The organism is Phenylobacterium sp., from assembly GCF_031412415.1.
Lineage (GTDB): Bacteria > Pseudomonadota > Alphaproteobacteria > Caulobacterales > Caulobacteraceae > Phenylobacterium.
The window spans coordinates 1-20158 of the sequence record NZ_JANOCX010000351.1; the positions used below are offsets into that span (position 1 = coordinate 1).

The following is a 20158-nucleotide window of genomic DNA, read 5'->3' on the forward strand; positions in this document are numbered from 1 at the left end:
TGCGGATGCGGTCTTCCATGCTGCGCAGGTTCTGCGGCAGGAACCAGGCCTGGGTCAGGACCCGGTACTTCATGTGATCAGGCGCATCCATATGGATCAGGGTGCGCAGCAGGTGCGGGCTGCCGCCCGTCATCTCGCGAACGCGGGTGTCCACCGCCTGGCTGACTAGGGTCGGAGAGCGCACGCCGTTGGCGTAGAGGGCGTTCTGGCGGCTGACCTCCAGGATGTCGGCGTGCTTGGTGGCCACCCAGAAGGGATCGACGCCCTCGATCTCGGCACGGCCGAGCGGATTGTTGGCGCGCAGCCAGGCATAGGTCTCGTGGATGCGACCGTCGGCATAGGCCGTGGGGTCGACCAAGGTGGCGGCATAGTCATCTGGAATACGAAAATTCTTGGCGCTCATCTACATCGCCCAGCCCACCGAGAGCGCCCCGTAACCTTACGTGGCGTCAGAGCAGGGCGTCCTCCCTTGTCTTGTTATCTTTGTTCACTTGATACTGCGCCGACACGCGCGGTCGCAATACATAGAACACAGATCGCCGCCCCGGAGGACGCCCCATGCTGACCAAGGCCGATGACTACCCGATCCACCAGACCCCTGAGCCCATCGCCTTCTCCGGCACCGACCGCAATTTCTACGACCGCTATTTCTTCAACGGCTACGACCCGGACGGGACGGAGTTCTTCGCCGCCGCCTTTGGGGTCTACCCGCACCTCAACATCGCCGACGCCCACTTCTCCGTGGTCCGCGACGGAGTGCAGTACTGCCTGCACGCAAGCCGCATCCTGCACATGGAGCGAATGGACCTGAGCTGCGGCCCGATCCGCATCGAGGTCCTGGAGCCGCTGCAGAAGTTAAAGGTCACCGTGGAGCCCTCGAACGGCTTCGCCGCCGAGATCGTCTTCGAGGGCCGCAGCTTTCCGGTCGAGGAGCCGCGCTTCATCCGCCGCAACGGCCCGCGCGCCTTCATGGACTACACCCGGCTGACCCAGAACGTTCGCTGCACGGGTTGGATCGAGGTCGACGGCGTGCGGCGCGACCTGGCGACCGGTACGACGGGCACCCGTGACCGCTCCTGGGGCGTGCGCCCCATCGGGGCGCCGGACCCACAGCCCCCGGTGCCGCAGACCATCGGCGGCTTCTTCTGGCAGTGGACGCCGCTCAACTTCGCCGACCGCAGCGTGTTCTTCCACATCAACGCCGACCCCGACGGCAAGGCCTGGAACACCCGCGCCGTCATCGCCCCTGACGGCGCGGGGCCCGACGGCTTCCACGAGACCGAACATGCGGTGATGGAGGATGTCAGTCTGGTCGCGGGCACGCGCCACGCCCGCGGTGGAACGCTGAACGTCCCCCTGGCCCAGGGTTCGGCCAGCATAAGGTTCGAGCCGTTCCTGACCTTCCTGATGCGCGGGATAGGCTACGGCCACCCCGAGTGGCGGCACGGCGGCTTCAAGGGCGAACTGGTGGTGGAGCGGGAAGATATCGACCTGGCCACCGTCGACATGGCCCTACCGCAGCACATTCACATCCAGGCGCTCAGCCGGGTCACCCTAAGCCTGCCAGGCGGAGAGTCGCTGAAGGGCATGGGTGTCTTCGAACAGCTCATCGCCGGCCCCTACCGGCCCTACGGCCTGGGATACGCCTAGCGGGTCACCACGTCGCGCTTCATGGGGGCCAGCTTGGACAGGAGCTGGTTCTGGGCGCGGTAGGGCACGCCCTCCTTGTCCATGGCGTGCTGCATGTGTTCGACCAGGGCGTTGAACTCGGCGGTGTTGATCCCCTGATCCTTGTGAGACGACTTCATATCGCGGCCCGTGTAGGTCACCGGTGCGCCCAGCAGGTAGGCGATCTGCTCCTTCAAGGTGCGGCGCAGGCGGACCAGGTCGGTGGCCTTGAAGATCTCCGCGGTGCGGGGGTCGACGATGCCCTGGTCGATGGTCGCGTCGACGATCCGACCCACGCCGTCCTGGCCGTGGAACGCCGCCAGCAGCTGCTCGCCCGTGAACGGCGTCGCCCCCGCGTTGGCGTTGGACTGCACATAGGGATCGACCGGCTTTTCCACCTGCGCCGCCACGGGCGATGCGGCGGCCAGGGCGGACACGAAGATCAGCCTGCGGATGAACATGCGGCGCTCCCTAGAACCCGGCCTGCAGCGAGACATAGAGGCCGCGTTGGTCCTTGAATGTGGCGATGTTGCCGAGGTCGGCATAGGCCACGGTGACCGAGAGATTCTTGTTCACCGCATAGGCCGCGAACACGTCGAACCAGTCGTCTTCCTTGGCGAAGCCGAGGTTGTTGGGCTTGGTCCTGTACTCCGCGCCGACCAACAGGCGCTTGGAGACCAGATAGCCGGCCGAGCCCTCGAACTGTGCCGAGTAGCTGTCGTCCTTATCGCCGCCGAAGCCCAGCAAGCCGGTCTGGTTGGCCTTGGTCAGCCGCACCGTCCCGTTCAGCACCAGGCTCTCGTTCAGCAGCACCTTGGTGGCGGCCACATAGTAGTCGACCCCCTGGTGATCCTTCCCGCCCACGGCCCGGACGATGGCGCCCTGGTCGTTGCGCTTGAACTGCACGCCCACCGCCACCTGCGGCATGAGCCGGTCCTGGTCGTAGACCGCATCGCCCAGCACCCGGAGCTTGGCCCCCACCACGTTCTGCTTGAAGGTGAAACCGTCGCCGAGGCCCAGCTTGGCGCCCGTCGCCCCGGTGTCGAATTCCTGGTGCGCGTAGGACAGCTCGACCCGGTCGTAGAAGCCGACCGCGGCGCCATAGGCGCGGAACTTGTAGTCCGGCAGGCTGACATTGGTCGCGTGGATATTGGCGCCGATCCCATCGCGGGTTTCATAGCCGGTGATGGTGGCCCAGCTGGCCAGGCCGCCGCCACCGGCGCCCTCGATATTGGTCACGCCGCCGGTCAGCAGCAGCTTGCCGCTCGGGACCAGATCGGCGGCGCTCGCCGCGCCCCCCGACATCGCCAAGACGGCGCCCAGCGCCGCGACCACCCGTGTCATCACGTCCGTCCCGAATGCGACGCGCAATCTGGAATAGGCGCGCCTTTCGCAGATTCGCCGGAAAATCTTTATTTTGCGTAGACCTGCCGACATTGTAGGCAGCGGTAACACTACTCTTGGTATAGTGCTCCGTGTCTGCCCGAATCGCCGTTCGGTCGTATAGTCGTCGACATGCGCACCACAATTTTCGCCTGCCTCGCCGCCATGGTCCTGTCGTCGCCCGCGGCCGCCGCCGACCTCGCCGTCAGCATCCGCGACGCGGCGGGCCGTCCCGTCCGCGACGCCGTGGTGACGATCAAGGCCAGTGGCGCCGTCGCCCCAATCCGCTTCACCTGGCCCTATTCGGTGAGCCAGCGGAGTATCCAGTTCGATCCCTTCGTGCTGATCGTTCCGGTGGGCTCGGACGTGACCTTTCCGAACAAGGACACCGTGCGTCACCACGTCTACTCCTTCTCACCGGTGAAGAAGTTCGAGCTCAAGCTGTACGGCAAGGAAGAGGCGCGCAGCGTTCGTTTCGACAAGGTCGGCGTCGTGCCCCTGGGCTGCAACATCCACGACCAGATGATCGCCTACGTCTATGTGGTCGACACGCCCCATGCGGCCAAGACCGGCGCCGACGGCGTGGCCGTCCTGCGTGGCTTGCCGGCCGCCGCCCACCAGATGACCGTCTGGCACCCGCTGATGAAGACCACCCGCAATCAGGTGGTGAAGCCGGTGACGGTCGCCGCTGCGGGCGCGAAGACCACGCTCAGCGTCGACCTGCGCCCCACGCCGGCTAACCACCCGCACTGAGCCTCCGTCAGCCGTAGCTGCGCTGGGTGTCGCGGTCCTCGTTGAGGAAGCTCAGCAGTTCCTTGAAAGGCATAGGCTTGGCGATCAGATAGCCCTGGATGCTGTCGCAGCCCATGGCGGCCAGGAGTTGGAAGGCATTTGCCGTCTCCACGCCCTCGGCGGTGACCTTCAGGCCCAGGCTGTGGGCCAGGTCGATGGTCGAGCGCACGATCAGGGCGTCGCGCTGACTCTCCGTCAGGTCGGTGATCAGCGACTTGTCGATCTTCAACTCGTGACCCTTGATCTGCTTCAGATAGGCCAGGGACGAGAGACCCGATCCGAAGTCGTCGATCGAGATGCTGATCCCCGCCGCGCGGAAGCGGTCCAGGATCTCCAGCGCCATGTCAGGGTTCTCGATGACCGCCGTCTCGGTGATCTCGAAGCACAGCTGCCCTCGCGCCTCGCCCACCGTGCGGTCGACGAAATCGGCGAAGTCGCGGTCGCCCAGCAGGCGGCCCGAGATGTTGACCGACATCTCCAACTGGTGGCCGGCGCGGTCCATCTTGATCTGGTCGGCGATGGCCTGTTTCAGCACCCAGTCGGTGAGCGTCCGGATATGGCCGGTCTCCTCGGCCATCGGGATGAACAGGTCCGGCCGCAGCAGGCCCCGGGTGGGGTGGCGCCAGCGGACCAGGCCCTCAACGCCGTTCACGCCACGACTGCGCAGGTCGTACTTCGGCTGGTGGTAGAGTTCGATATGGCCCGAGCGCAGGGCCCAGAGCATGCCGCTCATCAAGGCTAAATTCGAGGATGGATCGCCGTAGGCCTCGGCGTCGAAGAAGGCGAGCTTCTTGCGCGCGGCCCTCGCCTGGTCGAGGCCGATGTTGGCCCGCTCGATGGCCGCCCCGCCCGGCTCGCCCGGCGCGAACGCCGAGAGCCCGACCGTCAGGGCCACGTCGATGGCGTCGCCGCCGATCCGCAACGGCTGTTCCAGCTGGCGCAGCAGCCGCGCCATCTCGATCTGGGCCGCATCGTCGTCAGCTGCCTCGAAGGCCATGCCCAGGACATCGGTCGAGATCCGCGCAACGAAGGCCTTGGGCCGCAGGTCCGCCAGCCGTTCGCCGACCTGGCGGATGGCCTGAGCCGCCAGGGCGTAGCCGATGGCGCCGCGCACGTGGGAAAAGCGATCAACACCCAGCAAGGCGGCGTAGAAGGTCCCGCCCTCGGTCGCGTTCAGGCCTTCGATCGCCTGCTCCAATGACAGACGGTTGGGGAGATGGGTCTCGGCGTCATGCAGCGCCAGATGCGTGATCCGCCGCTCGCGCTCGCGGATCTCGGTGGCCATCACGTTGAAGCTCTCGGCCAGATGGCCGATTTCGTCGTGGCTCTCGACCTCCACATGGCCGTCCTCGCCTTGACGCAGGCGATTGGCGGCGATGGCCAGGGCCGAGATCGGCTGGGTGACGCCCCGCGCCAGGGCCCAACTTCCCGCCACCACCAGCGCCAGACCCAAAAGGCCAGTGATCGCGATCGTGGCGAGCAGGGGGTTGTAGGGCGCGAGAGCCAGGGCCAGAGGATAGGTCAGAACGAGGACCGCGCCGTCCTTGCCGGTAAGCGACGGCAGCGACTTCACCAGGCCGATGGAATCGCCCTGCGGGGTCGCCAGGATGGCGGGCGCGCGGGACTTGGCCGCCAGAGCGCCGTCGATGAATGCGCCCAGCCGCGCCTGATCGTCCCGGCCGGCGGCGAGCTGCGCGCTCCACGCCTTGCCTGAGCGGTACAGGACGTTGGCGTTCAGCGGGATGGCCGATAGCTTCTCGAGCGCCGACATCTCGGTACGGTCAAGCCGCGCGGCGAACACCACCCAGCCGACGAGGTCGGGCGACATGATGGGGGCGGCGACCATCTGATAGGGCGCGCCGTTCAGGACGAAGACCCCGTTTGGCTCGTCCTGCTGGTACATCGCGTCGACCAGGGCGTCGGCGTTGGGGTTGAGGGCGGCGGGGTCGGCCGCGGTCACCTGGCCGTCGACGCCGACAATGAAGGCAAGGTCGATACGGAACCGTTGGCGCAGATTCTCCATCGCCGAGACGATCGTCGCCTCGTCACGTGTGGCCACGGCCTCGCGGAAGCCGAAGTCCTTCGACAGCAGCACGGCGCCTTGGTGGAGCTGCTCCGAGCGCATCGACCAGACGCGGTCGAACACCGTGCCCGACGAGGTCAGCTCGTCCCGGACCTGTCGTTGAGCCGCACTGCTGATCGCCGAATAGACCGCGCCCGAAACCAGCAGCAGCGCCACGCCGAACAGCGCCGCGTACAGCACCGCCAGCTTGGTCCGCAGGCGCTGGAACCGGGGCAGACGTCCGACGATGGAAGTGACCAGGTTGCGCATTAACCGCAATATCGGCGAAGGAAGTGAAGTCCGGGTAAAGCAAAGCTCGGCGCGCTCCTGGGGGATTGGGGTTGCATCGCATGGCGGCGCCTTGGCACACTCGGCGCATTGAAGGCCTTCCCGACGCGGTTGCGCGTCACATTTGAGAGATTCAGGTTTTGACCATTACCCCGACCGTGGCGGTCGCTCCCGTCGCGACGTCTCCTTATCTCACTTCGGTGGACGCCCTGATCCAGGGCCTGGCCGATGTCGGCTATATCGCCTCCAAGCGCATCGCCACGGCACTCTACATGTCCGTGCACCTGCAAAAGCCGATCCTGGTCGAGGGTTCGGCCGGGGTGGGCAAGACGGAGCTGGCGCTGTCGACGGCCAACCTGCTCGGCCTGCCGCTGATCCGCATGCAGTGTTACGAGGGCCTCGACGAATCCAAGGCCCTGTACGAGTGGAAGTACGGCAAGCAGCTCCTCTACACCCAGATCCTCAAGGACCGGATGGGCGAGCAGCTCTCCGACGCCAAGGACATGGACGCGGCCATGGAGCGGCTGCATGGCATGGGCGACCTGTTCTTCTCCGAACCTTTCCTGGAGCCGCGGCCGCTGATGAAGGCGCTGCGTGAGGACAATGGCTGCGTCCTGCTGATCGACGAGATCGACAAGTCGGACGAGGCCTTCGAGGCCTTCCTGCTGGAGGTGCTGTCGGCCTACCAGGTGTCGATCCCCGAGCTGGGCGTGATGGTCGCCAAGACTCCGCCCTTGGTGTTCCTGACCTCCAACAACGTCCGCGACCTGGGCGACGCGCTCAAGCGCCGCTGCCTGCACCTGCACATCCCCCTGCCCGACGCGGCCCTGGAGCGGCGGATCGTCGCCAGCCGGGTGCCGGACATCGAGGCGACGCTGGCGACCCAGCTGGTCGACTTCGTCCAGTCACTCCGCACGCTCGACCTGCGCAAGTCGCCCTCCATCTCCGAGACCGTGGATTGGGCCCGCGCGCTGATCCTGCTCAACGCGTCCAGCCTGGATGGCGAGGTCGTGCGCGACACCCTCAATGTGCTGCTGAAGTTCGAGCAGGACATCGCCGCGGTGGAGCCGCAGATCGTCGAGCTGATCCGCCGCCCGGTGAGCTAGGGCCATGCAAGCGGCCATGGAAGACTTCTTCCGCGCCCTGCGCGCCGCGGATGTGAAGGTCTCACCCGCCGAGGCCATCGACGCCCACCGCACGGTGGCGACGGTGGGCTTTTCGGACCGCGAGCTGTTCAAGGACGCCCTTTGCGCGACGCTCGCCAAGACCGCCGACGAGGTGGGCCGCTTCGACGACGTGTTCGACACGTTCTTCAGCCGTGACTCGCTGGCCCCCGCCGAGCCGCCGCCGCAACGCGGCGACGGTGACCCCATGGACGGCCTGCCGCCCGAGGCCGCCGAGTCCGAGCTGACCCGCATGATCATGGAGGGCGATGCCACGGGTCTCGCCCAGGCCATGGAGGAAGCCGCCGAGCGCGCCCAGGTCTCGCAGATCCGCCTGACCACCCAGCGATCCCGCATGAGCCGCCGGCTGCTGGAGGAGATGGGCCTGGCGGAGATCGAGTCGATCATCTCCGCGGCGCGCAAGCTGGAAGGCGGCGGCGACGCGGCGGACCGGCTGGAGGCGGGCAAGCGGCGCCTGGCCGCCGAGGCGCAACGCTATGTCGAGCGTCAGCACAACCTCTACGCCTCAGGCTCGGGCAAGATGCTGCGCGAGGAACTGTTGGCCCGGAAGGCGCTGAACGCCGAGGGCGGCATCGATCCCGTCGACCAGGCGATGATGCAGGCCCTGGTAAAGAAGATGGCCAAGCGGTTGGCCGACCGCTATTCGCGCCGCCGCAACCGCGCCAAGAAGGGCCACATGGACATCCGCCGCACCCTGCGGAAGTCCATGCCCTACGGCGGCATGCCGTTCGAGATCATCTGGAAGACCGAGAAGATCGACAAACCGTCGATCGTCTGCATCTGCGACGTGTCCAAGTCGGTGGCCGCCGCCGCTCAGTTCCTGCTGACCTTCCTCTATTCGCTCAACGAGGTGGTCGACCGGATGGAGGCCTATGCGTTCTCCGGCCGACTGATCAGCGTCAACGACATCCTCGACGACGAGCATGTCGACGTCGCGATCTTCGAGGTGCTGAAGCGCATCGGCTTCCAGCAGACCGACTATGGCAAGTCGCTGGAGGACTTCTGCGAGAACCACCTCGATCACGTGGACAGCCACACCACGGTGATCTTCCTGGGGGACGGGCGTTCCAACTACGCCGACCCGCGCATGGACCTGATGGCCACTATCCACAAGCGCGCCCGCTCGGTCATCTGGCTGAACCCCGAGCCCGAGAGCTACTGGAGCCAGGGCGACAGCGTCATGCACCGCTATGAGCGCTTCTGCCACGTGGCCAAGACCTGCAACACCCTGGGCCAGCTGGAACGGATCATCGAGGACGTGCTGCGAACGTATGTGCCGCACTAGGCCTACCAGCTATCGATCCAGCGCAACTTCTTCTCCGTCCGTACAGGGATCGGCGGCAAGGCCTTTAGCCCTGACATGATCCACCGGCGCGTGTCAGCGGGGTCGATGACGTCGTCCAGGGCCGGGCTGGTGGCTTGGGATAGGGCCTTGCCCCGCGCATAGGCGGCGGCGACCATCTCGTCGAACTTGGCCTTCCGCGCCATCGGATCCTCGATGGCGGCCAGCTCGTTGCGGTAGCCCAGCTTGACCGAGCCCTCCAGGCCCATGCCGCCGAACTCGCCGGTCGGCCAGGAGACGGCGAACATCGACCCCTGGTAGCTGCCGCCGGTCATGGCGATGGCGCCCAGGCCGTAGCTCTTGCGCAGGATCACCGAGAACAGCGGCACGGTCAGGTTGGCGCCGATGACGAACAGCCGCGAGCAGTGACGGATCAGGCCGGTTTTCTCCGCTTCCGGTCCCACCATGTTGCCGGGCGTGTCCGACAGCGACAGCAGCGGGATGTCGAAGGCCTCGCACAACTGCATGAAGCGGGCGGCCTTGTCGGAGGCGTCGGAGTCGATGGCGCCGCCGATGTGATGCGGATTGTTGGCGAAGACGCCGACCGGGCGTCCTTCGATGCGGATGAAGGCGGTGACCATGGCCAGGCCGAAATTGGGCCGCAGCTCCAGCACCGAACCCTCGTCGGCGATGAGCGCGATCAGCTTGCGGATGTCATAGACCCGTAAGCGGTTCTCGGGGATCGCCCGGCGCAGCAGGCGCTGGTCGGCGCAGGTCCACTCCGCCACCGGCCCCTGGAAGTAGGAGATATACTGTTTGGCCAGGCGCACGGCGTCGGCCTCGTCCTCGGCCAGGACGTCGATCGTGCCGTTGGCCTGCATGACCTTGACCGGACCGATCTCCTCGGGTCGGAAGACGCCCAGGCCGCCGCCCTCCACCATGGCCGGGCCGCCCATGCCCAGGGCCGAGTCCTTGGTGGCGATGATGACGTCGCAGCAGCCCAGGATGGCGGCATTGCCCGCGAAGCACCGACCGGAATTGATCCCCACCAGGGGCACCGCGCCAGACAGCCTGCCCCAGAGCTCGAAGCCCCGCGTGAACCCGCCGCCCTCGGTGTCGCCGGGCCGGCCCCCGCCGCCCTCGGTGAAGAACACGGTCGGCACCCGCCAGCGCAGGGCCAGCTCGCTCATCCGGTCCAGCTTCCAGTGGTTGTTACCCCCCTGGGTGCCGGCGAGCACGGTGTAGTCATAGGCCATGACCGCCACGCGGGACTTGTCCTGCGAGAACCGGTCGCCGTTGACCGAGCCCAGGCCCATGATCATGCCGTCGGCCGGGGTCTGGGCGATCAGTTCGTCCAGGGTGTTGCGGCGGCGGCGCGCGGCCACCACCAGCGATCCGTATTCGGTGAAGCTGCCGGGATCGAGCAGGTCCTCGACATTTTCCCGCGCCGTCCGTTGATTGGTCTTGCGCCGGCGCGCCACGGCGTCGGGCCGCGCCGGGTCCAATGTCCGGCCGTGTCGGTCCAGCACCTCGGCCAGGTCGGGACGGATGAAGTCCAGGTCGACGACCTCCTCCTTCACCCGGCCGCCGGCCGCCATCTCGACCGGCTCCAGGAAGGCCAGGGGGTGACCTTCGAAGACGGTGTCGCCCTCCGCCACGGTGATCTCGCGCACCACGCCGGAGACGTCGGCGGCGATGACGTGCTCCATCTTCATGGCCTCCATGACGAACAGCGGCTGGCCGGCCAGCACGGTGTCGCCAACCGAGACCGAAAGGCCAATCACCGTGCCCTGCAGCGGAGCCCGCAGCGCCTGGGTCCCCTCCGGGCCCTCCAGCGCCTCCTCGACGTCCTCGATCACCGCCTCGGCCTTGCCGTGGGTCAGCACGGCCAGGGGGTCGAGGGTGTCCACCGCCGCGCCTGCCCGCTTGGCCTGGGCGCCCGACGCCTGGGTTTCGAAGTAAAGCCGGGGCGCCTCGGCGCTCGCCGCCAACTCGCCCATGGCTTCTTCAATGAAGCGCGTATGGACCTGTCCCGCGGCCACCGCCGGATGGGCCAGCAGGCTTTGCAGGAAGCCGATGTTGGTCGCCGCTCCGGCGATCTTGAATTCCGAAAGGGCGCGGCGCGCCTTGGCCACGGCGACCGGAAGGCCGCCCGATCCGGCATGGACGATCAGCTTGGCCAGCAACGAGTCGAACCGCGCGCTGGTGCGGTAGCCGGCGTAGCCGAAGCCGTCGACGCGAACGCCAGGGCCTGACGGCGGCTCGAAGGCTGTGAGCAGCCCGCCAGACGGCTTGGCCGAGCCGTCGGCCGACATGGTTTCCAGGTTCACCCGGGCCTGCACCGCCACGCCGCGCGGTCGCGGAACTTCGGCCTGGGTGAGGTTCAGATCAGCCAGCGAGCGGCCACGCGCGACTTCAATCTGTATACGAACGAGATCGAGACCGGTGACCTCCTCCGTGACCGTATGCTCGACCTGAAGCCGAGGATTGGCCTCGATGAAGACGATCCGCTCGCCTTCCACCAGGAACTCGACCGTGCCCAGGTTGCGGTAGCGCGCGGCGCGGCCGAGTGCGATCGCCGCCTCGAACAGCCGCTCGCGGGTCTCCATCGGCAGCGTGTCGGCCGGGGCGATCTCGATCACCTTCTGCCGCTGGCGCTGGAGACTGCATTCCCGGTCCCAGAGGTGGGAGACCACATGGCCGTCGCCGACGATCTGCACCTCGATGTGGCGCGCCCGGGCCATGAAGGCCTCGACATACAGCGACCCATCGCCGAACGCCGCCTGAGCCTCGGAGGCGCACCGCTCGAAGGCTTCGCCAAGCTCGGCCGCAGATTGCGCGGGCCGCATGCCGCGCCCCCCGCCGCCGGACACGGCCTTCACCATCACCGCGCCGCCCTCGCCCTGGTTGGCGAGGAAGGTCTGCGCCTCCGCCAGCGTCGTCGCGCCAGCGGTGCCGGGCAGGATCGGCACGTCGCACCGCGCGGCCAGGGCCCGGGCCGCTCCCTTGTCGCCGAACAGATCCAGGGTCTCGGGCGAGGGGCCGACGAAAGTCACGCCGGCCTCGGCGCAAGCGCGCGCGAAGGCGGCGTTCTCCGACAGGAAGCCATAGCCAGGATGGATGGCGTCGCAGCCCTCCGCCTTCGCCGCCGCCAGGATTTGCGCCCCATCGAGATAGGCGGCGGGGCCCGAACCCTTCAGCGCGACCGCCGCGTCGGTCTTGCGCGTATGCAGCGAGGCGGCGTCGTCCTCGGAATAGACCGCCAGGGTGGCGATCCCCATTTCGGCGGCGGTGCGGGCGATCCGAACGGCGATCTCGCCACGATTGGCGATCAGAAGCTTCTTCACGGATCCATCCCCGGCGAACGTTTGTTTGACACCTTGCCCGGGGCAAGGCGTCCGCGTCTACGCCTTCCGGAGCAGCCCGCCGAACATCGCTCTTGGGCCGAGGCTAGGCGGTCCCCAGGATCGCCGCATCGATGGGCAGTTGGCGGATCCGCTTGCCGGTCGCCGCGAAGATCGCGTTGCACAGGGCGGGGATCACCGGCGGCAGCGCCGGTTCGCCGAGACCAGTCGGCGAGTTGTCGGACTTGACGAAGTGCGTCTCGATCGGCGGGGCCGCGCTGATCCGGATCAGCGGGTAGTCGTTGAAGTTGGACTGCACCGCCGCGCCGTTCTCGATGGTGACCTGCTGGGTCAGGGCCTCGGAAATACCGTCCAGAACCGAGCCCTCGATCTGGTTCAGCGCGCCGAAGGGATTGATGATCTGACGGCCCACATCGGCGCCCACCCAGACCTTCACCAGCTCGACCGCGCCATCACCGGCCACCTTCACCTCCACCACCTCGGCGAAGTAGCCCAGGTGGCTGAAGTGGAAGCCCACCCCCAGGCCAGAGCCCTTGGGCAGTTTGCGGCCCCAGCCGGACTTCTCGGCGACCAGTTTCAGCACGCCGGCCATCCGGCCGGCGTCGTAGGCGTCACGGCCGACGACGCCGACCAGGCACTTGTCGCCCAGCAGCTTCAGGCGGAAGGCCACCGGATCGGCGCCGGCGGCGTGGGCCAGTTCGTCGATGAAGGACTGCACCACGAAGGCGATGGCGTTGGAGCCCGGCGCCCGCAGCGGCCCGGTCGGCACGCCGCAAGGCATCAGCGACAGGTCGTAACGGTAGTTGGGCACGAAGCGCGCGGGGAACTCATGGGCCGCCATGCCGGCCGAGCGCCCGAACTGCCCGTTCTCGCCCAGCGAGACGAAGTGGTCCTTCCAACCGACGATGTCGCCCTTGGCGTCCACCCCGCCCTGCAGGAAGTGCCAGCCGGCGGGGCGGTAGAAGTCATGGCGCATGTCGTCTTCACGCGTCCAGATCAGCTTCACCGGCGCGCCGACCTGTTTGGCGATCCAGGCCGCCTCGACCATGTAGTCGTTCATCAGCCGCCGGCCGAAGCCGCCGCCGCAACGAACCATGTGGATGTAGACGTCCTCGTTCTTCACCCCGAGCGTCTTGGCCACCAGCTCGCGGCCGGGCTGCGGGTTCTGGGTCGGCGCCCAGATCTCGAACTTGCCGTCCTTGAACTGCGCCGTGCAGTTCTGGGGCTCGAGATTGGCGTGCGACAGGAAGGGGTAGGCGTAGGCCGCCTCCACCGTCTTGACCGCGCCCTTCAGCGCGCCATCCACGTCGCCGTCATTGCGCTCAGTGCGCAGGGGCGCGGCCTTGGAAAGCTCGACCGCCTTGGCCGCGAAACCCCGGGAGGACTGTCCCGAGGTCGGGTGTTCGGCCCACTTGATGTTGAGCTTGTCGCGGCCCTTGCGAGCCGCCCACCAGCTGTCGGCCACCACCGCGACGCCGGGCAGCAGACCGTCCAGGCTGGTCCCGCCCTCGACCACGAAGGCGTGGCGTACGCCCTTGACCGCCTTGGCGGCCTCGAGGTCGGCGCTGGCCACCTTGGCCCCGAACACCGGCGCCTTCTCGAAGGTGGCGTACAGCATGCCGGGCACGACCACGTCGATACCGAACAGTGGCTTGCCGGTGACGATGGCGGGGGTGTCGACCTGGGCGATCGAGCGCCCGATGATCTTGTAGTCCTTGGGGTCCTTCAGGGTCAGGGTCTTCAGGTCCGGGGCCGGCAGGGTCGCGGCCTTGGCGGCGAGCGATCCATAGGTGGCCTTGCGGCCTGAGGCCTTGTGATGAACCACGCCCGACGCCGTCGTGCAGTCAGCGGCCGGCACGCCCCAGCCCTGGGCCGCGGCGGCCACCAGCATGGCCCGCCCCGCCCCGCCAACGCGCCGCAGCTCGTCCCAGTGCAGCGGGGTCGCGGCGCTGCCGCCGGCGAACTGACGGCCGTAGAGGGCCGGGTCAGAGGGCGCCTGGACGCTCTTCACCTGCTCCCAATCGACGTCCAGCTCCTCGGCGATGATCATCGGCAGCGAGGTCTTGATGCCCTGACCCACCTCGGGGTTCTTGGCCATGATCGACACCGCCCCATCGGGGGCGATGGAGACATAGGTGTTGAGCTTGGCCGTCGCGGCCTGGGCCGCGCCCTTGCCGGCCAGGGCGAAGCCCAGCATGAGGCCGCCGCCGGCGCCCACGCCGGTCTTGAGGATGTCGCGGCGCGAAGCGCTGAGGGGGAAGGTTCCGTCGGCGGCCATGACTATGCCTGCGCCTTCTGGCCCGAGGCCTGTTTGATAGCCGCCCGGATGCGGGTGTAGGTGGCGCAACGGCAGATGTTACCGCTCATCGCAGCGTCGATGTCCGCGTCGTCCGGCTTGGCCTTGCCCTTGATCAGGGCGGTGGCCGACATGATCTGGCCGGGCTGGCAATAGCCGCACTGGGCCACGTCCAGGGCGCTCCAAGCGGCCTGGACCTTCTTGCCCACCGGATCGGCGCCGATCCCCTCGATGGTGACGACCTTGGCCGCGCCCACGCCTTCGACCGGGAGCGAGCAGGAGCGCACCGGCGTCCCGTCCACATGGACGGTGCAGGCGCCGCACTGGCCGATTCCGCAGCCGTACTTCGGGCCAAGGATGCCAAGGGTGTCGCGCAGCACCCAGAGCAGCGGCGTGTCGCCATCCACATCGGCGGAGTGCGCCTTGCCGTTCACATTGAGCTTGAAGGCCATCGAGCACCCTCCCCTATCTGGTTTCGTTGAAGCCTAGTGGGTTGGCGCCACTACCCGCAAGCGGAGGAATTCTATGGGCGCGGCGCGCGAGACATCGCGGTGACCTCGGCCACGGCCGCCACGATGGCGTCCGGCTGGTCGAAGATCATCATGTGCGAGGACTTGGCCACCACCCGTTGTTCGCCCCGGGTCGAAAGCGCCGCCACCTCGCGGTGCAGGCCGGCCCAGATGGCGTTGGCCCTGGTGCGGTGTGGCTCGGGGACCTGGGCATAGGCGTCACCGGCGGTCAGGACGATCAGCGGCGTGTCGCCCAGCCCGCCCGCCGCGGCGACCTGCCGCGAGGTTTCGACCCACAGGGTGTCGACCTCCGAGATTTGGGTGCGCCAGTTGGCAGGGCTCATCGCCTCTGCCAGGCGCGCGGCGATGGTCTCCGGCGGCTGGCCCTCCCGCGCCTTTGGGGTGCAGACGACCAGCGACTCCGCCTGCGAGGGCAGGGCCTTGAGTTCCGCGGCCTCCAGGCAACGGACCGCCCGGTCGCGAATCGCCCCCAGGCCGCCGGCGCCAGGACCGAAGGCCGCGGCGAGCCGTCGGTCCTGGAACTCCACGGAGGTGTCCACCAGCACCATGCCCGCCACCTGTTCCGGCCGACGTGCGGCGAAGAGGCGGACATAGAGGCCGCCGGCCGAGTGGCCGACCAGCACGAGCGGTCCCTTGATTCGGGCGGCTCGCAAGGCGTTGTCCAGGTCGCGCGCCGTGGCCGCCCCGTCGCGCGGCGCGGGGCCCTCGTCGCTGAAGCCGTATCCGGCGCGGTCATACGAGCAGACGCGGTTGGTGGCGGCGATCTTGGGCTGGACGCGGCCCCAGGCGAGCGAGGGGGCGGCGAAGCCGCTTTCCAGCAACACGGTCGGCGATCCGGCGCCCGAACACCTCAGGTTCAGCCGCCGACCGTCGGGCAGGCGCACGAGCTGACCGGCGGTTGCCTCGGGATCCCGCCCGGGGGCGGCCTGGCAACCGCTCACCATCAGGGCCGCGAGGCCGGCGGCGAGGAGGAGGATGAGGCGGGGTCTGGCGGTCATGGCCCAGCCTAACGCGAAAAGGGCGTCACGCCCGTCAGGATCGCCGCGGCCAGCAGGACCAGGCTCAGGCCCACCGCCCAGGGCAGGGTGTAGCGCTGGTGCTGCGCCAACTCGACCCGCACCAGGCCGACCAGCAGATAGGTCGACGGCACCAAAGGCGACAGCAGGTGAACCGCCTGGCTGGTGAGCGCCGCCCGCGCCATTTCTTCTGGCGCGATCCCATAGGCGCCGGCCGCCTCCGACAGAATTGGCAGGATGCCAAAGAAAAAGGCGTCGTTCGAGATGAAGAAGGTGAACGGCATCGAGATCAGGGCGGTGATCGGCGCCATGTAGGGACCGAGGCTGGGCGGAATGGCGCCGACCACGCTGCCGGCCATGGCGTCGGTCATGCCGGTGCCGTTCAGCACGCCGGTGAAGATTCCGGCAGCGAAGATCAATGTGATGACCGGCAGGATGTTCGGCGCGTGGGCGGCGATCCGCGCCTTCTGGGCGTCGAGCGAGGGATAGTTCAGCAGCAGGGCCAAAGCTGTGGCGATCATGAACAGCACCGGCAGCGGCAGCAGGCCGGCGACCAGCGCCCCCAGCAGACTCGCGGTCAGCGCCGCGTTCAGCCAGATCAGCCGGGGCCGCTCCGTCAGGTCGTTGCCACGCACCAGATCCTCGGCGAGGTCGTCGGGGACATGCAATCGTCCGTCAGCGGACAGCCACTCCAGGCGGCGACGCTCTCGGCGGCCCAGAACGTAGGCGACGGCCAGGATGAACACCGCGCCCGCCAGCATGGCGGGAATCATCGGCACGAAGATGGCCGCGGGCTCCAAGCCGAGCGCGCTGGCCGCCCTGGCCGTGGGACCGCCCCATGGCGTGATGTTGGTCACTCCGCAGGCCAGCATCAGCAGGCAGGCCAGGATCAGCGGGTTGAGGCCCATGCGGCGGTAAAGGGGGATCATCGCGGTGCAGCAGATCAGATAGGTCGTCGACCCGTCCCCATCCATGGAGACCAGCAGGGCCAGAACCGCGGAGCCGACCACGATCCGCACGGGATCGCCGTGCACGACACGCACGATGAGGCGCACCAGGGGGTCGAACAGGCCTGCGTCGGTCATCAGGCCGAAATAGAGGATCGCGAAGGCCAGCATGACGCCGGTAGGCGCGAGGCTCCTGACGCCTTCCAGCATCATTGGCCCCAGTTCCGACCCGAATCCCGCCAGCACGCCGAACAGCACCGGCGTCACGATCAATGCCACCAGGGCCGAGACTCGGCCCGTCATGATCACGGTCATGAAGCTCGCCACCATGGCGAAGGCGAGCAGGGTCAGCATCGCGATCTCATCCGGCGACGGTGGGGAATTCCAGCAGGGCCTGGAAGCCATCCGGCTCGAACCGCGCCTCGACCTTTCCGCCCTGATTGCGCAGCGCGGCCTGCATGAGCCTGGTGCCGAAGCCCGGTGTGCTGGGAAGCCGGGGTGGCGGGCCGCCGATCTCGCGCCACGCCATCCGCGCCAGGCCCGCCTCCGAGCCTAGCCGGCTCAGTAACACGCGGCCGGCAGGCGCGCTCAAGGCGCCGTACTTCACCGCGTTGGTGGCCATTTCGTGCAACAGTAGCGCCGCGCCCGTGCCGATCTCGCCGCTGATCATCATCCGGTCAAGGTCGGGATCGATGTCGAAGCGGCTCAGTCCAAAAGGAGCCAGGACCTTGCGCAGCAGATCGCCAAGGTGCGGCGAGGCTCCGCCCCCCTCCGTGATCAGGTCCTGCGAAACCGCCATGGACGACAGCCGGGCGGTCAACAGGTCCGCATACTGCTCCACCGAGCCGGCGTTGCGCGCGGTCTGGGCGACGATGGCCATGACCACCGCCAGGCCGTTCTTGGCGCGATGCGCCATCTCCCGCGTGAGCAGGGCATGGCGCTCTTCGGCCGCGCGCCGTTCGGTCACGTCCAGCGAGGTGCCCACCACCAGCGACTTGCCGCCAGGCTCGGACACCAGTCGGGCATGGGCCAGGATCCAGCGGGTCGCGCCGTTCGGGGCGGCGGCGCGGTACTCCATGGAGAAATCGCCGCCCTCAGGCCGCGCCCGGGCCTCCGCGTAGGCCTTCCGAATGACCTCGCGGTCGTCGGGATGCACGGCCTCCATGTAGCGAGCCATGTCCACGGGGCCGCCCGACGGCAGACCGAACATCGCCCTATTGCGCTCCGACAACGTTAAACTGTCGTCGCCGGGCGACCACCGCCAGAAGCCGAGGCCGGTGGCTTCCACCGCCAGGGCCAGGTGGTTGCGCTGCTCTTCCAGTTCCAGTTCGGCGCGTTTGCGCTCCGTGATGTCGATCTGAATACCGTCCCAGAGCACCGAACCGTCGGGCCACGGAACGAGCCGTCGCGCCGAGGCGATCCGGTTCCAGCGGACCTCGCCGCCGGGGAGGTTGAAAGCGAGCTCGACGTCGAACGACCCGCCGCCTTCCGCGGCTTGCCGTTCAGCCTCGGCCATGCGCGCGCGATACTCGGGCGCGATCAGGCCATAGAGCGCGCTCGGATCGGCCAGAGCGTCAGCGGCGCTCACGCCGTTCAGGGCCTGGCAGCTCTCGGAGATGAAGATGAATCGGCGGCGTTCGCCCCCGGGCGCCACCAGGATCTGGAACGCCATGCCCAGCGCCATGGTGTCGGCGAGCGCCCGGAACGGCGGGTCGATCATCGACGGCGCGGTGTTCGCGTTCCCCAACCCCAGTGCTCTCCCGCCAGCCGCCTGCGCCCCAACCTTAAGCGTCGCGAGCTTTCACGTAACACGAAATGTGACCGAGATGTCGCGTCAGCGCGAGCCGGCGGCTTGCATGATCTTGTCTGACGACGGACGCCCGGCCAGACCCTCGCCCGGCGCGACCGTGATGCGCATCTCCGAGCCGTGCACCGCCGCCGACGGCTTGCGACCCTCAACCAGCTTCACCTTCTTGAACCGCGCCAGCAGGCCCTTGCCGTCCGGACGGCGTGACATGCGCACCACGGCCTCGGCGGCGACCATGGCCGCGTCGGCCACCACCGCGGACGACGCCGGCGAGGCGTCGGCCTCGAAGGGGATCAGGCGCCGCGCGGCGCGCGTCGCCTTGGCGCTGGCCTGGGCCAGGCGTTCCAGCAACGCTTGGGGACCCATGGCCGGCAGACGAAGGGTCAGGCCGCCGCCGGACATGGCGGCGGGCGAGCCGCCGGGACGGTCGGCGGTGAAGATGGTCAGGCCGCCCAGCCGCGTGGCCCGTAGCATCGGCTCGCCCAGGTCGTTCTTATAGATGACGTCGCCGCGCGGCGCGGGCTGGGGGTGCAGGGCCCAGACCTCGGGGCTGTCGTCGAATTTCAGGAACGCGCGCGGCTGGCTGCGGTCCAGGACGAAGCCGTCGCCGTCCTGGCTGACATACCGCGCGACAGGCGGGATCGATCGGCGGCCCGGCGAAGGGCGGTCGCCGAACAGACCCTCCCGAAGAACCTCCGGACCAGCCAAGGCGGGCGGCGCGCAGGCGTGGCTGCCCGCCGCGGCGAGCGCCGCGACGAGGAGGTGCAGATACGCATGCGCCGATCTTTCGCTCGCCATCACGAGAAGCAGATGCTCCGCGAGTGGGGCGCTTTTTGGACGACAGCCGCCAAGCTTTAGCCCGCCATGTACTGACCGCCGTTGAGCGAGAGGGTCGAACCGGTCACGTAGCCGGCATGTTCGCCGGCCAGGAAGGCCACCATGTCGGCGATCTCCTCGCCCTTGCCCAGCCGTCCGACGGGGATTTGGGCGATGATGCCGGCCAGCACGGCCTCGGGCACCGCCTGCACCATTTCAGTGTCGATATAGCCCGGTGCGATGCAGTTGACCGTGACGCCCTTGCGGGCGTTCTCGAGGGCGAGCGCCTTGGTGAAGCCGATCACCCCGGCCTTGGCGGCCGAGTAGTTGGTCTGGCCCATCTGGCCCTTCTGGCCGTTGATCGACGAGATGTTGATGATCCGGCCCCAGGACCGCTCGCGCATGCCCTCGATCACCTGGCGGGTCATGTTGAAGACCGAGTCCATGTTGACCCGGACGACGTCGGACCACTGTTCCGGGCTCATCTTGTGGAACACCCCGTCGCGGGTGATGCCAGCGTTGTTGACCAGGATGTCGATGGGGCCGAGCTCGGCGGTGACGTCGTCGACCGCGCGCTTGCAGTCGTCGAAGACGCCGACATTGCCCTTCACGACCATGACGCCGAGGTCCCTGGCGCAGGCCACGGCCGCCTCTTCATTGCCGGAATAGCCCGCGGCGACCTTCATGCCGTCGGCCTTGAGCCGCTCGCAGATCGCTCTGCC

The 20158-nt window shown here is 68.1% G+C and carries 15 protein-coding genes and 1 pseudogene; 4 read left to right on the forward strand and 12 right to left on the reverse strand.

Annotated features, from left to right (window positions below; translation table 11 throughout):
* A pseudogene (locus RMO04_RS16805) lies at positions 1-403 on the reverse strand (cytochrome P450); the annotation flags it as partial.
* Positions 404-558: 155 nt separating this feature from the next.
* On the opposite strand from RMO04_RS16805, the gene RMO04_RS16810 reads away from it, so the two are divergent.
* Positions 559-1650 (forward strand): hypothetical protein, encoded by a 1092-nt coding sequence (locus RMO04_RS16810; protein WP_309645917.1) that lies wholly within the window; start codon positions 559-561, stop codon positions 1648-1650.
* Here the strand turns inward: RMO04_RS16810 and RMO04_RS16815 are convergent.
* Both RMO04_RS16815 and RMO04_RS16820 read right to left on the reverse strand, forming a co-directional pair.
* Positions 1647-2129: a group 1 truncated hemoglobin gene (locus tag RMO04_RS16815; RefSeq protein WP_309645918.1), complete on the reverse strand. Its 483-nt coding sequence runs from the start codon at positions 2127-2129 to the stop codon at positions 1647-1649. The genes RMO04_RS16810 and RMO04_RS16815 overlap by 4 nt on opposite strands.
* Before the next feature lie 10 nt (positions 2130-2139).
* Complete coding sequence (locus RMO04_RS16820) at positions 2140-3012, reverse strand: DUF3034 family protein (protein ID WP_309645919.1); 873 nt, start codon at positions 3010-3012, stop codon at positions 2140-2142.
* 171 nt (positions 3013-3183) lie between these two features.
* On the opposite strand from RMO04_RS16820, the gene RMO04_RS16825 reads away from it, so the two are divergent.
* Positions 3184-3804: a methylamine utilization protein gene (locus RMO04_RS16825; protein ID WP_309645920.1), complete on the forward strand. Its 621-nt coding sequence runs from the start codon at positions 3184-3186 to the stop codon at positions 3802-3804.
* A gap of 7 nt (positions 3805-3811) precedes the next feature.
* Here RMO04_RS16825 and RMO04_RS16830 read toward each other — a convergent pair whose 3' ends face one another.
* Positions 3812-6175, reverse strand: coding sequence for an EAL domain-containing protein (locus RMO04_RS16830; protein WP_309645921.1), 2364 nt, complete (start codon positions 6173-6175; stop codon positions 3812-3814).
* Positions 6176-6333: 158 nt separating this feature from the next.
* Here RMO04_RS16830 and RMO04_RS16835 point away from each other — a divergent pair, with 158 nt between their 5' ends.
* Together RMO04_RS16835 and RMO04_RS16840 are read left to right on the forward strand one after the other, a co-directional pair.
* Positions 6334-7299, forward strand: a complete 966-nt coding sequence (locus RMO04_RS16835) for a MoxR family ATPase (RefSeq protein WP_309645922.1) — start codon at positions 6334-6336, stop codon at positions 7297-7299.
* 4 nt (positions 7300-7303) lie between these two features.
* A complete protein-coding gene (locus RMO04_RS16840; RefSeq protein WP_309645923.1) occupies positions 7304-8662 on the forward strand; it encodes a VWA domain-containing protein in 1359 nt (452 codons plus the stop codon).
* A gap of 2 nt (positions 8663-8664) precedes the next feature.
* Here the strand turns inward: RMO04_RS16840 and RMO04_RS16845 are convergent, their stop codons facing one another.
* The 8 genes from RMO04_RS16845 to phbB all read right to left on the reverse strand — a co-directional run.
* On the reverse strand, positions 8665-12006 hold the full coding sequence (locus RMO04_RS16845) for a carboxyl transferase domain-containing protein (protein ID WP_309645924.1): 3342 nt from the start codon (positions 12004-12006) through the stop codon (positions 8665-8667).
* 103 nt (positions 12007-12109) lie between these two features.
* A complete protein-coding gene (locus RMO04_RS16850) occupies positions 12110-14302 on the reverse strand; it encodes a xanthine dehydrogenase family protein molybdopterin-binding subunit (protein WP_309645925.1) in 2193 nt (730 codons plus the stop codon).
* A gap of 2 nt (positions 14303-14304) precedes the next feature.
* A complete protein-coding gene (locus RMO04_RS16855; protein ID WP_309645926.1) occupies positions 14305-14772 on the reverse strand; it encodes a 2Fe-2S iron-sulfur cluster-binding protein in 468 nt (155 codons plus the stop codon).
* 71 nt (positions 14773-14843) lie between these two features.
* Entirely contained in the window at positions 14844-15848 is a 1005-nt protein-coding gene (locus tag RMO04_RS16860) for an alpha/beta hydrolase (protein WP_309645927.1), read from the reverse strand.
* Positions 15849-15856: 8 nt separating this feature from the next.
* The gene (locus RMO04_RS16865) at positions 15857-17167 is read right to left on the reverse strand and encodes a citrate:proton symporter (RefSeq protein ID WP_309645928.1); all 1311 of its coding nucleotides are present in this window, start codon (positions 17165-17167) and stop codon (positions 15857-15859) included.
* Positions 17168-17174: 7 nt separating this feature from the next.
* Positions 17175-18560: a PAS domain-containing protein gene (locus RMO04_RS16870; RefSeq protein WP_309645929.1), complete on the reverse strand. Its 1386-nt coding sequence runs from the start codon at positions 18558-18560 to the stop codon at positions 17175-17177.
* Between the two features lie 87 nt (positions 18561-18647).
* Positions 18648-19418: a DUF4908 domain-containing protein gene (locus RMO04_RS16875; RefSeq protein ID WP_309645930.1), complete on the reverse strand. Its 771-nt coding sequence runs from the start codon at positions 19416-19418 to the stop codon at positions 18648-18650.
* Between the two features lie 56 nt (positions 19419-19474).
* A partial coding sequence (phbB, locus tag RMO04_RS16880) for an acetoacetyl-CoA reductase (protein WP_309645931.1) occupies positions 19475-20158 on the reverse strand: 684 nt, incomplete at its 5' end.

Excerpts from the sequence above, each read along its gene's own strand:
- RMO04_RS16810 (WP_309645917.1), top strand. The coding sequence starts at position 559 with ATGCTGACCAAGGCCGATGACTACCCGATCCACCAGACCCCTGAGCCC.
- RMO04_RS16815 (WP_309645918.1), bottom strand. The coding sequence starts at position 2,129 with ATGTTCATCCGCAGGCTGATCTTCGTGTCCGCCCTGGCCGCCGCATCG.
- RMO04_RS16820 (WP_309645919.1), bottom strand. The coding sequence starts at position 3,012 with ATGACACGGGTGGTCGCGGCGCTGGGCGCCGTCTTGGCGATGTCGGGG.
- RMO04_RS16825 (WP_309645920.1), top strand. The coding sequence starts at position 3,184 with ATGCGCACCACAATTTTCGCCTGCCTCGCCGCCATGGTCCTGTCGTCG.
- RMO04_RS16830 (WP_309645921.1), bottom strand. The coding sequence starts at position 6,175 with ATGCGCAACCTGGTCACTTCCATCGTCGGACGTCTGCCCCGGTTCCAG.
- RMO04_RS16840 (WP_309645923.1), top strand. The coding sequence starts at position 7,304 with ATGCAAGCGGCCATGGAAGACTTCTTCCGCGCCCTGCGCGCCGCGGAT.
- RMO04_RS16850 (WP_309645925.1), bottom strand. The coding sequence starts at position 14,302 with ATGGCCGCCGACGGAACCTTCCCCCTCAGCGCTTCGCGCCGCGACATC.
- RMO04_RS16855 (WP_309645926.1), bottom strand. The coding sequence starts at position 14,772 with ATGGCCTTCAAGCTCAATGTGAACGGCAAGGCGCACTCCGCCGATGTG.
- RMO04_RS16860 (WP_309645927.1), bottom strand. The coding sequence starts at position 15,848 with ATGACCGCCAGACCCCGCCTCATCCTCCTCCTCGCCGCCGGCCTCGCG.
- RMO04_RS16865 (WP_309645928.1), bottom strand. The coding sequence starts at position 17,167 with ATGCTGACCCTGCTCGCCTTCGCCATGGTGGCGAGCTTCATGACCGTG.
- RMO04_RS16875 (WP_309645930.1), bottom strand. The coding sequence starts at position 19,418 with ATGGCGAGCGAAAGATCGGCGCATGCGTATCTGCACCTCCTCGTCGCG.